This window comes from Achromobacter sp. LC458 (assembly GCF_001005835.2).
Taxonomy (GTDB): Bacteria; Pseudomonadota; Gammaproteobacteria; order Burkholderiales; family Burkholderiaceae_B; genus Achromobacter; species Achromobacter spanius_B.
The window spans coordinates 464512-480574 of sequence record NZ_LBHW02000001.1; the positions used below are offsets into that span (position 1 = coordinate 464512).

11 protein-coding genes are annotated in these 16063 nt (G+C 65.0%); all 11 read left to right on the forward strand.

Annotated features, from left to right (window positions below; all coding sequences use genetic code 11):
• The first annotated feature begins 128 nt into the window (after nt 1-128).
• Complete coding sequence (gene metE, locus YH64_RS02125; RefSeq protein WP_046802825.1) at nt 129-2426, forward strand: 5-methyltetrahydropteroyltriglutamate--homocysteine S-methyltransferase; 2298 nt, start codon at nt 129-131, stop codon at nt 2424-2426.
• 220 nt (nt 2427-2646) lie between these two features.
• Entirely contained in the window at nt 2647-6675 is a 4029-nt protein-coding gene (locus YH64_RS02130) for a Pls/PosA family non-ribosomal peptide synthetase (RefSeq protein ID WP_046802826.1), read from the forward strand.
• A gap of 168 nt (nt 6676-6843) precedes the next feature.
• On the forward strand, nt 6844-7446 hold the full coding sequence (locus tag YH64_RS02135) for a DUF2889 domain-containing protein (protein WP_046802827.1): 603 nt from the start codon (nt 6844-6846) through the stop codon (nt 7444-7446).
• A 10-nt stretch (nt 7447-7456) separates the two neighbouring features.
• A complete protein-coding gene (gene sucC, locus YH64_RS02140; RefSeq protein ID WP_046802828.1) occupies nt 7457-8617 on the forward strand; it encodes an ADP-forming succinate--CoA ligase subunit beta in 1161 nt (386 codons plus the stop codon).
• A 103-nt stretch (nt 8618-8720) separates the two neighbouring features.
• On the forward strand, nt 8721-9602 hold the full coding sequence (sucD, locus tag YH64_RS02145) for a succinate--CoA ligase subunit alpha (protein WP_006218345.1): 882 nt from the start codon (nt 8721-8723) through the stop codon (nt 9600-9602).
• A gap of 286 nt (nt 9603-9888) precedes the next feature.
• Nucleotides 9889-10587, forward strand: a complete 699-nt coding sequence (locus tag YH64_RS02150; protein ID WP_046802829.1) for a TerC family protein — start codon at nt 9889-9891, stop codon at nt 10585-10587.
• A gap of 110 nt (nt 10588-10697) precedes the next feature.
• Complete coding sequence (locus YH64_RS02155; protein WP_039883011.1) at nt 10698-11417, forward strand: TerC family protein; 720 nt, start codon at nt 10698-10700, stop codon at nt 11415-11417.
• Nucleotides 11418-11535: 118 nt separating this feature from the next.
• A complete protein-coding gene (gene hemC / locus YH64_RS02160; RefSeq protein ID WP_046802830.1) occupies nt 11536-12483 on the forward strand; it encodes a hydroxymethylbilane synthase in 948 nt (315 codons plus the stop codon).
• Nucleotides 12483-13283: a uroporphyrinogen-III synthase gene (locus YH64_RS02165; RefSeq protein WP_046802831.1), complete on the forward strand. Its 801-nt coding sequence runs from the start codon at nt 12483-12485 to the stop codon at nt 13281-13283. The genes hemC and YH64_RS02165 overlap by 1 nt, the downstream gene beginning before the upstream one ends.
• A gap of 37 nt (nt 13284-13320) precedes the next feature.
• Nucleotides 13321-14514: a uroporphyrinogen-III C-methyltransferase gene (locus YH64_RS02170; RefSeq protein ID WP_046802889.1), complete on the forward strand. Its 1194-nt coding sequence runs from the start codon at nt 13321-13323 to the stop codon at nt 14512-14514.
• A 5-nt stretch (nt 14515-14519) separates the two neighbouring features.
• Nucleotides 14520-16063, forward strand: a 1544-nt coding sequence (locus tag YH64_RS02175) for a heme biosynthesis HemY N-terminal domain-containing protein (RefSeq protein WP_143215217.1), incomplete at its 3' end; no start/stop codon positions are given.

Below are 16063 nucleotides of genomic sequence, written 5' to 3' on the forward strand. Positions count from 1 at the left end.
CGAAGAATGATCGCCCTAGTATATGAGAAATCCTCATCTTATCTATGTATACATTGATTTTGATTCATGTATGTTTGCCTGCACAATGGTCGTCACTTGAACAAACTTTGTCTAACGGCGGTGTTCTCATGACTACTATTCATAATCTGGGGTTCCCCCGAATCGGCGCCCAGCGCGAATTGAAGCGCGCGGTCGAGGCCTATTGGGCCGGCAAGCAAACCGCGCAAGCGCTGGAAGAGACGGGCCGCGAGTTGCGGGCCAGGCACTGGAAGCTGCAAGCCGCCGCCGGCTTGAAGTTTGTGCCGGTGGGAGACTTTGCCTGGTACGACCAGATCCTGGAATGGACCACGCTGCTGGGTGCCGTGCCCGCGCGCTTTGGCCAGAAGGACAACGAGGCAGTGTCGCTGGACACGCTGTTTCGCATGGGCCGTGGCCGCGCGCCGTCGGGCAAACCCGCCGCCGCCTGCGAGATGACCAAGTGGTTCGACACCAACTATCACTACATCGTGCCGGAACTGGTACCCGGCCAGACCTTCCGCATCGCCCGCGAATCGCTGTTCGAACAAGTCCAGGAAGCGCAGGCGCTGGGCCACGAGGTCAAGCCCGTGATCCCCGGCCCGCTGACGTGGCTGTACCAGGGCAAGGGCGACGCGTTCGCCGGTGGCGCCGCTGACGAAGGCAAGCTGCAACTGCTGGCTGCGTTGCTGCCGGTGTATCAGCAAGTGCTGGCGCGTTTTGCCAAGCAGGGCGTGCAATGGGTGCAGATCGACGAGCCCATCCTGGTGCTGGACCTGCCCCAAGCCTGGCGCGATGCCTACGAATCGGTATACGCCACGTTGGCGGCCAGCCCGGTCAAGCTGCTGATCGCTACCTACTTTGACGGCTTGAAAGACAACCTGGCCACCGCGCAAGCGCTGCCCGTGGCGGGCCTGCACGTGGACTTGGTCCGCGCACCCGAACAATTGCATGACGTCGTGGCCGGTTTGCGCGCCGGCCAGGTGCTGTCGGCCGGCGTCATCAACGGCCGCAATATCTGGCGCACGGACCTGGACGCGGCTATCGCCACGCTGGCACCCATCAGGCAACAACTGGGCGACCGTCTGTGGTTGGCCCCGTCGTGCTCGCTGCTGCATGTGCCGGTAGACCTGGCTAATGAAACGGAGCTGGATGCCGAACTCAAGAGCTGGCTGTCGTTTGCGGCGCAAAAACTGCAAGAGCTAAACCTGTTGGGTCGAGCGTTGAACAACGCCACCGACACCTCTGTGCAGGATGGGCTGATCAAGCAACGCGCCGCGCTGGCTGCTCGCCGTTCGTCGCCGCGTATTCACAACCCGCTCGTGAGCCAGCGCATGGCCGGCGCGACCGCCGTGTCGCGAGACCGCGCACCGTTTGCCGGCCGCATTGCGCGCCAGCAAGAACAGCTGGGCCTGCCCGCGTACCCGACCACCACGATCGGATCGTTCCCGCAGACCGCCGAAATTCGCGCGCTGCGTCGCGACTGGAAAGCCGGCGCGCTGACGGATTCAGGCTACGAGAACGCCATCCGCAAGGAAATCGAAGAAGTCATCCGCTTCCAGGAAAAGGTGGGCCTGGATGTCTTGGTGCACGGTGAACCCGAGCGCAACGACATGGTGGAGTATTTTGGCGAGCTGCTGGCCGGCTTTGCGTTCACCAGGAACGGTTGGGTGCAAAGCTATGGGTCGCGTTGCGTCAAGCCGCCGATCATTTTTGGCGACGTGGCCCGGCCCGCGCCGATGACGGTGGGTTGGTCGTCGTACGCGCAATCGCTGACGGACAAGCCGGTCAAGGGCATGCTGACCGGCCCGGTCACCATCTTGCAATGGTCGTTCGTGCGCGACGACCAGCCGCGTGAGCAAACCTGCCGCCAGTTGGCATTGGCGCTGCGCGACGAAGTGGTGGACCTGGAAACCGCGGGCATCAGCGTTATCCAGATCGACGAGCCTGCCATCCGCGAAGGCCTGCCGCTGCGTCGCGCCGACTGGAAGGCGTACCTGGATTGGGCCGTGGATTGCTTCCGCTTGGCGACGGCGGGCGTGCGCGATGAAACGCAGATCCACACTCACATGTGCTATTCCGAATTCAACGACATCATTGAATCCATCGCCGCCATGGACGCCGATGTGATCACGATAGAAACGTCGCGGTCGAACATGGAATTGCTGAAGGCGTTTGAAGATTTTGATTATCCGAACGACATCGGCCCCGGCGTCTACGACATTCATTCGCCCAACGTGCCGGACGTCGATTGGATGGTTGGCTTGATGGAAAAGGCGGCGACCCGCCTGCCCAAGGAACGCCTGTGGGTGAATCCTGACTGCGGCCTGAAGACGCGTGCCTGGCCTGAAACCGAAGCCGCGCTGATCGGCATGGTGCAGGCGGCGGGCGCGCTGCGCCAATCGGCCTGACGCCAAACCGTCACCGGCCCGCCTGGCTTCAAACGGGGCGGCGCCAACAACCCCTTGCGTGATGCCGCCGGCATTGCGCAAGGGGTTTTTTTAATGCGCGGGCGTGAACGAATTTTCGCGGCGCTGGTCCATTAAGCCACCCTGGCATCGGCAGCCGCCCATGCCATGGCTGCTGCGTTAGTTGCCTCCTATTCTTTGCTGCCGGATTGTCGCCGTCCCTATGATTCTCCAAGGCCCTTATCGGCCGGATCTGCTTCTTGCGGAAACGCTGCCCGATATTTTGGAAGCCACGATCCTGCGGCACCCCGCCGCCATCGCCATCCACTGGCAGGATCAAACACTAAGCTACGACACGCTGGGCCAACGCGCATCGCTTGCCGCGCACCATCTGATCCAGGCGGGCGTGCGGCCCGGGCATATCGTCGGCTTGTGCTTGCCGCGCGGCGCCGACCTGCTGGTGATGCAGGCGGCCATCGCGTTGGCCGGCGCGGCCTGGCTGCCCTTTGAAGCCGACACGCCGCCGGACCGCATGCTGGTGTGTTTGCAGGACGCTGGCGCGAACGGCCTGATCGCCGGCCCGGACGTGCGTCTGGAAGGCATGGTCACCTGGACGCCGTGGGCGCTGGCCGTTCCCGTCCAGGGCGCACTGAACCGGCGCGCAGGGCTGCGGCCTGAACACCCCGCTTATGTGATCTACACCTCTGGCTCAACCGGCAAGCCCAAGGGCGTGCCGGTCACGCATGCCAGCATCTGCCATTTCCTGCGCAGCGAAAACGAAGTGTTGGGCGTGCGCCAGGACGACAAGGTCTATCAGGGCTTCTCGGTGGCGTTCGACATGTCGTTCGAGGAAATCTGGATCAGCTACCTGGTGGGTGCCAGCCTGTGGGTGGCGCCCAAGATGTTGACGACCGACCCCGAAGGGCTGCCCGACGCGCTGGTGCGCGAAGGCGTCACGGTGCTGCATGCGGTGCCTACGCTATTGGCTTTGTTCGCGCGCGACGTGCCCGGCTTGCGCATCGTGAACCTGGGCGGCGAAGTGTGCCCCGACTTTCTTGTGCCGCGCTGGGCCACGCCCGGCCGTCGCTTGTTCAACACGTACGGGCCGACTGAAACCACCGTGTCCGCCAGCGTGGCCGAGCTCATGCCGGGGCAAGCGGTGACGATCGGTGTGCCGCTGCCCAATTACGGCATGCTGGTGCGCGGTGATGACGGCGCGGTGCTGCCAGCGGGGCAGGTCGGCGAGCTGTGCATCACGGGCCCCGGCGTGGCCGACGGCTACCTGGGTCGGCCGGCGCTCACGGCGGAAAAATTCCTGGCCAATCCTCGGCCCAGCGGCAGTCATGACACGCGCATGTATCGCAGCGGCGATCTGGCGCGCATCGACGAGCACGGGCAGATCCATTGCCTTGGGCGCAGCGACGATCAGGTCAAGGTGCGCGGCTTTCGCGTCGAGCTTGGCGAGATCGAGGCGGCGCTGTATCGCCAACCCGGCGTGGGCGCCGCCGCCGTGGTGTTGCGCGATCTTGCCGGTATCGACCAATTGGTGGCGTTCGTAATGCCGGAAAGCGACGCGCGCCTGGATCCGCACGCCTTGCGCGCCGCCTTGTCACAAGAGCTGCCGGCGTACATGATTCCGGCCCGCTTTGAATTCGTGGCCGAGGTGCCGCGGCTGACATCGGGCAAGATCGACCGCAAGACGCTGCGGTCGCGCGAGCTGGGCAACGCGCAGCAACCGTCCACGGAAGACGACGAGCCCGTCACGGCGGGCGAGCGCGCGTTGTTCGATGCGCTGCGTCCGTTGTTTCCGGGGCAGCCGCTGCATCTGGCCAGCGACTTCTTCCGAGATCTGGGCGGCCATTCCCTGCTGGCCGCGCGGCTGGTTTCGTCGCTGCGCAAGCATCCGAATTTGTCAGCGCTGAGCATGCACGAGCTATATCAGCATGCTGGCGTGGGCGCGTTGGCCGCGCGCCTGGATGCGTTGATGGCAACGGCAACGGCAACCGCAACCGCAACCGCAACCGCAACCGCGGCCTCTGCGTCCACTGTTACGGCAACCACCGCCGTGCACGCCGCGCAAGACGCCTCGCCCGCCCGCGCGCCGGAATGGCGCCGCTGGACGTGCGGCCTGGCGCAATTGGCCGCGCTGCCATTGTTGATCGGCGTGCGCATGCTGATCTGGCTGACGCCGTTTTTCACCTATCACTACCTGACCGGTGACGATGGCGATTCGGTCTGGCGTGCCGTTGCCTGGTCCATCGCCAGCTACCTGGCCTGCAACCTGCTGAGCTTTGCCGTGGCCGTCGCCTGTAAATGGGCGATTGTCGGCCGCCAGAAGCCGGGCCGCTATCCGTTGTATGGCTGGCGCTTTTATCGTTGGTGGCTGGTCGACCGCATTCTGGATATTCCGCCGGCGCACCTGCTGGCGGGCTCGCCGCTTCAAGTCTGGTATCTGCGGGCGCTGGGCGCGCGCATCGGCCGCGACGCTGCCATCAGTCGGGTGTCGGTGCGTGCGCCAGACCTGCTGACGGTGGGCGATGGTGTCAGCATCGGCGCCGCCGTCAATCTTGAAAACTTCGCCGTGCGCGGCGGCATCTGGGAAGTCGGCCCGATCACGCTTGCCGACAACGCCTATGTCGGTTCGTATTCGGTGCTGCAAGGCGATGTCGAGATGGGCGAAGGCGCGCGGCTGGAAGGGCTGTCATCGCTGGTCGGCGGTACGCGCGTGCCCGCGCGGCAAACCTGGACGGGCGCGCCGGCGCGACATGACCCGCGCGCGCAGCCGTCCGATCTGCCGCCCCGGCCCGTGCGCGAAGGGCGCTGGCGCCGGCTGGACGTGCTGGCCTACGCGGCGGGCGGCACGCTGATCGCCGCGTTGTTCTTCATGCCGGTCTTTCCCAGCTTCGTGTTGATCGATTGGATCGACGCGCGCTGGCTCGACCTGATGGGCTCGCGCGCGTCGTGGCCCGTCGCATTCCTGTGCTATCTGCTGCTGGCGCTGCCGGCCAGCGCCTTGCTCTTGCTGTTGACCGTGCTGGCGTGCGCGGTGCTGCGCTGGTCTCTGCTGCCCAGGCTGTCGGCCGGCCGCTGGCCGGTATATGGCCAGATCTATCTGCGCCGTTGGTTGACCAATCAGATCCAGGAGGCCAGCCTCAGTGTGCTGCACGGCCTGTATGCGTCCATCTATGCCGGGTCGTGGTACCGGCTGCTGGGCGCGAAAGTAGGGCGCGGCACCGAGATTTCCACCGCGATGGGCATCGTGCCAGACATGCTGACCTTGGGGCGCGACAGCTTCATTGCCGACGGCGTGATGCTGGGCGACGAGGAAATCGACCAGGGCTGGATGCGCTTGCGCCCGACCGTCATCGGCAACCGCAGCTTTGTGGGCAACGGGGCGTACGTGCCGGATGGATCGGTGTTGCCCGATGACGTCCTGATCGGCGTGCAAAGCCGCGCGCCGGCCAATGCCGCGATGGCCAGCGGCCAGACATGGCTGGGCAACCCGCCGCTGGCGCTGCCGGCGCGCGAGCAGACGGCCGGCTTTCCCGCCCACTTGACCTTCCGGCCCAGCACCGGCCGCAAGGTGGCGCGCGGCGCGGTCGAGGGCATGCGCATGATCCTGCCGCTGGCGGTGGTGATCGCGGTGGGCTATCTGACCGTCATGCGCGTCATTCCCATCGCGGCGGTCGACGGGTTTATCGGCGCGTTCGACGAGTTGATGCTGGCCGGCGTGCTGTACGGCGTGGGCACCTTCCTTTTCGTGGTGTTGCTCAAATGGGCGCTGATGGGCCGCTACCGGCCGCGCGCCGAGCCGATGTGGACGCCGTTTGTGTGGAAAAGCGAGGCGGTGACGAGCCTGTATGAATCCATCGCGGTGCCGAACTTCTTCAATTTCCTGCGCGCTACCCCGTGGTTGCCGCTGGCGCTGCGCTGCTTGGGGGCGCGCATCGGCAAGCGGGTGTTCATGGATACGACCGACGTCACCGAGTACGACTGCGTGTCGATCGGCGACGATGCGGTGCTGCACGCCGGGTCGGGGCCGCAGACCCATCTGTTCGAAGACCGGGTCATGAAGATCGGGCCGGTCGATATCGGCCCGGACGTGAACGTCGGCCCCCGCAGCACCATCCTGTACGGCACACACGTGGAAGCCGGCGCCCGCCTGGGTCCACTGACGCTGGTGCTCAAGGGCGAGACGATTCCGGCGGGGCAGGCGTGGATGGGCAGTCCGGCCACACCGTGGACAGTCTGAGGGCGCCGGGCAGGGCGGGCGGCGGGGTGAGCCGGATGGCGCGCGGGAGCGCCGGCATGGCCCGCCCCCGCAAACCGGCCATTTGCTACCAGGCCGCCTGCGCTATACTTTCAAGGTTTTGTTGCCGCGCACCATGCGCAGGCCATCTTCGCCCCGCAGGCCCCCAGCATGCCCTTGCCACCGCCCGATTACCCTCGCCAACCGCTGCACACGCGTTCCATACGCGTGCAGTCGTATGCGCGCGAGGACGGCAATTGGGACCTGGAAGCCGAGCTTATCGACGTCAAGGCGTACGATTTCCCCAAAAGCGACGGCAAGATGTTCAAGGCCGGGCAGCCCATCCACCATATGCACCTGCGCATCACCATCGACGAGGAATACTCGATCGTGGACGCGCAGGCTGTCTATGATGCGGCCCCTTATGGCGGTCATTGCATGGCCATCGAGGCGGCTTACACTGATTTGATCGGCATGAATCTGCTTAAGGGATTCCGCCGCCAGGTCAAGGAGCGGTTCGGGCACGTGGCGGGCTGTACGCACATGACCGAGCTGTCGCAGGTGCTTCCCACCGCGGCGGTCCAGACCATGGCCAACCGCCGGCGGCAGGAAACCAACCCGAACCGGCGTCCATTCCAACTGGACGGCTGTCATGCGCTAAGCACTGGCGGCCCGGTGGTGGCTGAGCACTATCCCAAGTGGTACACGGGGGGTAGCGCTGAGGCATCGGCCGATTCGTCCTCCGATTCACCTTCTCTTTCTCATACGTCCTGACAGGTAACACATGAAAATCCACGAGTATCAAGGCAAGGAACTGCTGAAGCAATTTGGCATCCCGGTGCCGCGCGGGATCCCCGCTCTTTCCGTCGACGAGGCCGTGGCTGCCGCTGAAAAGCTGGGTGGACCGGTCTGGGTCGTCAAGGCGCAAATCCACGCGGGCGGCCGCGGCAAGGGCGGTGGCGTCAAGCTGGCGCGCTCGCTGGAAGACGTGCGCAAGCTGGCCTCGGAAATCCTGGGCATGCAGCTGATCACGCACCAGACCGGCCCGGAAGGCCAGAAGGTCCGTCGCCTGTACATCGAAGACGGCGCCGACATTCAAAAGGAATACTACGTGTCGCTGGTCACTGACCGCGCCACGCAAAAGGTTGCCTTCATCGCTTCCAGCGAAGGCGGCATGGACATCGAGGAAGTGGCTCATTCCACTCCCGAGAAGATCATCACCGAATACATCGACCCGCTGACCGGCCTGTCGGCCGAGCAAGCCACCAAGATCGCCAACGCGATCGGCCTGCCCGCCGACTCCACCGCCCAAGCCGTGGACGTGTTCCAGAAGCTGTATCAGTGCTACATGGAAACCGACGCGTCGCTGGTTGAAATCAACCCGCTGAACCGCGACGGCAAGGGCAACATCATCGCCCTGGACGCCAAGTTCAACTTCGACTCCAACGCCCTGTTCCGCCACCCGGAAATCGTCGCTTACCGCGACCTGGACGAAGAAGACCCCGCTGAAATCGAAGCCAGCAAGTTCGACCTGGCCTACATCCAGCTCGACGGCAACATCGGCTGCCTGGTGAACGGCGCCGGTCTGGCCATGGCCACGATGGACACCATCAAGCTGTTCGGCGGCGAGCCGGCCAACTTCCTGGACGTCGGCGGCGGCGCAACGGCCGAGAAGGTCACCGAAGCGTTCAAGATCATGCTCGCGAACAAGAGCGTGAAGGCCATTCTGGTCAACATCTTTGGCGGCATCATGCGCTGCGACGTCATCGCCGAAGGCGTGATCGCGGCTTGCAAGGCCGTCAACCTGAACGTGCCGCTGGTCGTGCGCATGAAGGGCACCAACGAAGAACTCGGCAAGAAGATGCTGGCCGACTCCGGCCTGCCGATCATCAGCGCCGACACGATGGCCGAAGCGGCCACCCGCGTCGTAGCCGCCGTCAAGTAAATATGCCCCCTCGCCGCGCCCCTTCGTGGCTTGCTGCCCCCCATGGGGGAGCTTTCCACCTTGGGACGGCCCGGCGGTAAAAGAAATTGCCAAGGATTCACAAATGTCGATTCTGATTAACAAGGACACCAAAGTCATCACCCAGGGCATCACGGGCAAGACGGGCCAGTTCCACACCCGTATGTGCCGTGAGTATGCCAATGGCAAAGCCGCCTTCGTGGCCGGCGTGAACCCCAAGAAAGCGGGTGAAGACTTTGAAGGCGTGCCGATCTTCGCTTCCGTCAAGGAAGCCAAGGCCGACACCGGCGCAACCGTGTCCGTCATCTACGTGCCGCCCGCCGGCGCCGCTGCCGCCATCTGGGAAGCCGTCGAAGCTGAACTGGATCTGGTGATCTGCATCACCGAAGGCATCCCGGTCCGTGACATGCTGGAAGTCAAGAACCGCATGAAGGCCAAGGGCAGCAAGACGCTGCTGCTGGGCCCGAACTGCCCCGGCCTGATCACGCCGGACGAAATCAAGATCGGCATCATGCCCGGTCACATCCACCGCAAGGGTCGCATCGGCATCGTCAGCCGTTCGGGCACCTTGACGTACGAAGCCGTGGCGCAAGTCACCGAACTGGGCCTGGGCCAATCCAGCGCCGTCGGTATCGGTGGCGACCCCATCAACGGCCTGAAGCACGTCGACGTCCTGAAGATGTTCAATGACGACCCCGACACCGACGCCGTCATCATGATCGGCGAAATCGGCGGTCCGGACGAAGTCAACGCCGCTGAATGGGCGAAGGACAACATGAAGAAGCCGGTCGTCGGCTTCATCGCTGGTGTCACCGCTCCTCCTGGAAAGCGCATGGGCCACGCTGGCGCCCTGATCTCCGGTGGCGCCGACACGGCCGACGCCAAGCTGGAAGTCATGGAAGCCTGCGGCATCCGCACCACGCGCAACCCCTCCGAAATGGGCAAGCTGCTCAAGTCGGTGCTGTAAGTCTTACAGCATTGCGTTTAAGAAAGCCCGCTTCGGCGGGCTTTTTTTTGTCCGTTCGCCGCGTGTCCGGATCGAAATTTCTGTGGTTTTACTAGGGTAATCCCGTGTCCAAACTGCGTTCGTCCAAACATACGGAAAGCTGAACGAAACTATAATGAAAGAAATTTCGCACGTACCCAGCAAGAATGCCGTCGGGCTCGCACCAAGACGGTCAGTACGGCTTTTGGTTTTTTTCATCCATTAATTTGGTTCGTCCTAGGGGGATCAACACCTAGGAAAGAGAGGCATGGAACTCAGTTCAGCGGCATTCTGGATAGCGCTGCTCCAGATCATTTGGGTCAATATTCTGCTATCGGGCGACAACGCCGTGGTTATTGCGCTGGCGGCGCGCTCGCTGCCTCCGGCGCAGCAAAAGAAAGCGATCACGATCGGCTCGGCCGCCGCGATCATCATGCGTATCGTGCTGACCCTGGTGGCGGCCAAGTTGCTGTTGTTGCCGTACCTGAAGCTGATCGGCGCGTTGCTGCTGGTCTACATCGGCGTGACGCTGTTGTTGCCGGAAGGCGAAGACGACGGCGCGGGCAAGACGCAAGGTAATCTGCTGACCGCCATCCGCACGATCATGATTGCCGACTTGGTCATGAGCCTGGACAACGTGGTGGCCGTCGCTGCCGCGGCGATGGGCGACACGACCTTGCTGGTGTTGGGCCTGGCCATCAGCATCCCCTTGGTCATCTTCGGCAGCACGTTGCTTTTGAAGGTTATCGAGCGCTTCCCAATCATCGTCTGGGTGGGTGCGGCGTTGCTGGGCTTTATCGCCGGCGAATTGTTGGTGGGTGATCCCGCCTTGCAAGAGCCGGTGGCGCGTATCGACGCGGCCCTGGGCGTATCGCATCACAGTTTCGAACTGATGACGGGTGCATTGGGCGCGATTCTGGTGCTGGCAATTGGTAAAGTTTTGCTGATGCGCCAGAAAGCTGAATGAAAGCTGAATTACAATAATTAGTTGTTTGAATGATCTCGCCGCGCAGCGCGCGGCGAGGTGGCCGGCTCGGGACCGGCCTTTCTTTTCATAAATGCCTTCGGGGGTTCATAGTGCTTGAGTTTTTCCAGACGCTGAGTTGGGCAGCGGTATTCCAGATCATCCTCATCGACATCCTGCTCGGCGGCGACAACGCGGTGGTTATCGCGCTGGCGTGCCGCAACCTTGCGCCCAAGCAGCGCATGCAGGGCATTCTTTGGGGCACCGCGGGCGCCATCATCCTGCGTGTCGTGCTGATTGCTTTCGCATTGACGCTTCTGTCGATCCCTTTCCTGAAGGTCGTTGGCGGTCTGCTGCTGGTCTGGATCGGCGTCAAGCTCTTGATCCCTGAAGACGATGCCCATGGCAACGTGAAGGGCGGAACGTCCATCGCCGCCGCCATCAAGACCATCATCATTGCCGACTTCGTGATGAGCCTGGACAACGTGATCGCCATCGCCGGCGCGGCCCAGAACGCCCACGCCGACCACCAGATCGGCCTGGTCGCCTTCGGCCTGATCGTCAGCGTGCCGATCATCATCTGGGGCAGCACCCTGGTCCTGAAGCTGATCGACAAGTATCCCTTGGTGGTTACGTTTGGCGCCGCGCTCCTGGGCTGGATTGCCGGTGGCATGCTGATTACCGATGTGGTTGTCGAACGTCAATTCGGTGTTCAGCCGACTACGGTTAAAATCGCTGCAGAAATTATCGGCGCCTTGCTCGTTGTTGTCCTTGGACGGTGGCTGGCAAGCCGCAAAACCGCTTCCAAGGAATCAGCACATGAGTCTGCGTAGATCCGTCGATCCCCAGCAATCCGAATCGGGCCTGAGCCTCCTTCAGGGCCTTTTCGTGCTGGCCATCCTCGGGGTAGTCGCGACGGTCATCGTCTCCAATTTCGTTTGATGACCGCACGTGTCTCTTCCGCAACGCCTGGTCATCGCGACCCGCGCCAGCCGGCTTGCCCTGTGGCAAGCCGAGCATGTGCGCGACCGGCTGCGCACGCTGTACCCGGCGTGCGCGGTTGAGCTTCTTACCCTGACAACCCGAGGCGACCAGATCCTGGACCGTACCCTGTCCAAGGTCGGTGGCAAGGGTCTTTTCGTCAAGGAACTTGAAAACGCGTTGCTCGACGGGCGCGCCGATCTTGCCGTGCACTCATTGAAAGACGTGCCGGTGGATCTGCAAGCCCCGTTCGAGCTTTGCGCCATTCTTGATCGCGCGGACCCGCGCGATGCCTTCGTATCGAATCGCTACGCCTGTCTGGCAGATCTGCCGGCGGGCGCGGTCGTGGGTACGTCAAGCTTGCGGCGCGAATCGCAGATTCGTGCGCGCTTTCCTGAACTGGTGGTCAAACCGCTGCGCGGCAACCTCGACACGCGTCTGGGCAAGCTGGACAAGGGCGAGTACGACGCCATCGTGCTGGCCGCCGCTGGGCTGGAACGCCTGGGTCTTCAGGCGCGCATCCGCAGCCTGCTGGACCCGGCCGACAGCCTGCCAGCCGCCGGGCAGGGCGCCTTGGGCATCGAAATCCGCAACGACCGCGACGACATGCGCGCGTGGCTCGCGCCGTTGATCAGCGCGGCCACCACGTCATGCGTGCAGGCCGAGCGTGCGGTGTCCCGCAGGCTGGGCGGTTCCTGCCAGGTGCCGCTGGCGGCGTTTGCCCAGATCTCTGGCGACACCTTGTCATTGCGCGCCTTGGTGGCCTCGCCGGATGGCGTACGCATGGTCCACACCACCCGCAGCGGCCCGGTGGCCGATGCCGAAGCCCTGGGTGAAGCCGCCGCACAAGAGCTGCTGGATGCCGGCGCCGCCGCCATTCTCCAGGAACTGCTGCAAGCCGAGCCCCGGCCGGACTGATGTCCACCCCCGCCCGAGTCGCCGTCCTGACGCGGCCCGAAGGGCGCAACGAGGCGCTGGCCGGCCGTCTGACCGACGCCGGCTGGTCCGCCTGCATTCTGCCAGCACTGGAAATCCACCCGCTTGATGTCCCCGCCGCGCAATTGCCGCGTCCGGACGACTTCGACATGGTCGTGTTCGTCAGCGGCAACGCGGCCAAGCAGTACTTGCGCCAACTTGCTGCCGCGCACGGTCCGCGCCCCTGGCCCGCCGGGGTGATTGCCGCCACGGTGGGTCCGGCCAGCGCCCAAGCGCTGCGCGAGTCCCCCGCGTTTGGCGCGAATACAACAGTTCTGCACCCTGGCGACGAGGCTGCCAGCCACGATTCCGAAGCCTTGTGGGCGGTGTTGTGCGGCTTGCCTGCCTTGCCGGCGCGCGTGCTGCTCGTGCGGGGCACGCAGGGCAGGGACTGGCTGGGCGACAAGTTGCAGGCCCATGGTGCAGCCGTGACGCGCTACGCCGCCTATCTGCGGCGGCCCGCCGTCTGGGACGCCTCGGCGCTGGCGCGATTGCGCGGCTTGGCCGAGGCGGGCGTATCGGCTACCTGGCTTATCACCAGCGGCGAAGGGGCCGACGCCGTGCGCGCAAATCTGGACGCCGCGGGCCTGGCGGCGTGGTGGCGGCAGTGCCAGTTTGTGTTGACGCATCCAACGCTGACGCGGCGCGTGCCGCCAGCCTGTCATGGCGCCGACGGGCCAGCAATGGTAAAAATCTGCTTGCCCAACGACGAGTCGATATTCCAGGCTTTTGTTGCTGCTTGATTCGTTGCATCGGACTGACACCGAATACAATCGCGTCATGACAGACAAGACTCCCGCTACCGATCCGGTCGTTCACACGGCCGCCCCGGGCGCAAGCGCGCCCGCATCGGCCCCGGCCGATCCCGTCAAGGCCCGTCCGGCCAAGCGCGGCAATGGCCCCTTGGTCACCGCCCTGATAATCGTCATCCTGCTTGCCGTGGGCTTGGGTTACGCGTTGTGGAAGCAACGCACCCAATTCGTGTCCGCCGGCCGCGAGGTTGCCACGCGCATCGACACGCTGACCGCCGACGTGGCACAGGCGCGCAAGGACACGCGCGAGGCCCTGGCGCTGGCGCAAGCGCAAGCCGGCCGCGTGGGCGAGCTTGAAGACACCGTCCGCGAAACCCAAAGCCAGTACAACGCGCTGCAACAGGCCTGGCAAAACTTCAACGACAGCGCCAGCGACGAACTGCTGGCCAACGACGTCGAACGCCTGTTGACCATCGGCAACCAGCAATTGCGCCTGGCCGGCAACGTGTCCAACGCCATCGTTGCGCTGGAAACCGCGCAGGCCCGTCTGGCACGCGCCGACCGTCCGCGCTTCTCAAGCCTTCAGCAAGCCATCAACGGCGACCTGGACCGCCTGCGCGCCGTCTCCACCGTGGACATTCCCGCGCAATCCGCGCGCATCGAACGCCTGGTGGCGCTGGTCAACAAGGCGCCGCTGCTGGTGCCCGATTCCGCCGCGCCGGGCATGGTTGCCACGGGCGATGCCCAACCCGCCGCCGCGCCCGCGCCGACGATCGATCCGCAGGCCGGCTTGCCCGCCGACGCGCCCTGGTGGCAGCGTTGGCGAGCCGAAGTCGCGTCGTGGCCCGGCCGTGCAGGTTCGGCCCTGGCGCACGAGCTTGGCGGCCTGATCACCATTCAGCGCGTTGACGAACCCGCCGCCTTGCTGCTGTCGCCCGAGCAAGCCGACCAGGTGCGCGGCACGCTGCGCCAGCGCCTGTTGACCGTGCAGTTGGCCATGCTGATGCGTCAGCCCGCCGTCTGGAAGAGCGAGCTCGACAACGTCGGCGTCACCTTGTCCAAGTACTTCGATTCCCGTTCGCCCGATACGGTCGCCGCGCAAACGTTGGCGCGTGAACTGGCCCAGACGGACATCGCCGTGCGCATGCCGGACGTGGCCGACAGCCTGAATGCCGTGGCCGCCTTGCGCGCCGCGGGCTTCAAGAACAGCGGGCAGGATTGAGCCTTATGCGTACCTGGTTCTGGACACTGCTGCTCGCCGTCATCGCCGTCGCCCTGGCGGTGGTGCTGCGCTCGCATTCCGGCAACGTGCTGTTGCTGGTCTGGCCCTGGCGCATTGGGATGTCGCTGACGTTGGCCGTGCTGCTGATCGTGGCCGCCTTCATCGTGCTTTATGTGGGTTTGCGTTTGCTGGCGTGGCTGCTTGCCATTCCGGATCGCGTTCGCGTGTGGCGCGGCAAGCGCGCACAGGCGCGTGACCACGAATTGCTGGAACGCGGCTGGATTGGCCTGCTTGAGGGCCGCTACGCGGTCGCCGAGAAAGACCTGACCAAGCTGCTGGACCAAACCAAGGTGCAAACGCGCCGGGTGCTGGCGGCCTTGTCCGCGGCGCGCGCCGCGCATGGCCTGGGCGAATTCGACCGGCGCGACCGCCTGCTTGCCACCGCGCAAGAACAGGCCGGCACCGACCCTGGCCTGACGGAAGCCACGGCAACCGTGTCGGCCGACATGCTGCTGGACCAGGGCCGCCCCGAGCGCGCGCTGGCGGTACTGGCGCCGTTGGCCGACGGCGGCGCGCGCCATCTGCACACGATGCGCCTGCTGCTGCGCGCGCACACCGCGTTGCATCACCAGGAGCAGGTTTTCACGCTTGCGCGTGGGCTGGTGCGTCGTAATGCCCTGGCTCGCGCCGAGGCCGACGTGTTGATCGATACGTCCGGCGCCGCACGCCTGCGCGCGGCCGCCCACAGCGACGCGTGGCGCGCCATCTGGAAAGATCTGAAGGCCGAAGAGCGCCTGCTGCCCGATATCGCGCTGGCTGGCGCCGCCGCCTTTGACGCGGCCGGCGAGCCCAACGAAGCGGCGCGCGTGCTGGAAGCGGCCATCGCCGTGAAGTTCAACCCGGCACTGGTGGCCGCCTACGCCCGCTGCGACGCCGAACAGGTGTCGCGCCGTCTGGCCAAGGCCGAGACCTGGTTGCAGCAACGCCCGACCGATCCCGATCTGCTGACCGCGCTGGGCATGCTGTGCCTGAACGGCCAGTTGTGGGGCCAGGCCGAGCGATACCTGTTGCGCAGCCTCAGCCGCCGCAGCGATGCGCAAACACACGCGTTGCTGGGCAGCCTTTACGACCGCCTGGATCGGCCCGCCGATGCCGTGCGCCACTGGCGCCTGGCCACGGCGGCCAGCATGGCGCTGCCGGTGCTGGCGGCGGACGCGGCCTTGCCCGCGGCGGACACCGGATCGGACCCGTACCGCGTGGATGCCGAAGGCGGCTATGCGGTGGGCTTGTCGGACACGGACGGCGATGCCGATGTGGGCGGCGACTACCCGTCGTTGCCGCCCGCGGTAGCGGCCTCGGCCTCTGACTACGTGCTGGACCCGGACGCCCGCGTCAGCCGTGACCAGCGCGACCGCGCGCTGGCGCCCGAAGACGCGCCGCTGGCCGGCGGCACGTCGGATATCGACGAGTACTTCGACAGCGCCCCGATTCCGGCGGCGGCTTTCGATGAACCCGTGCCTACCTATTCGCCGGCGCCCGCCGCCCCCGC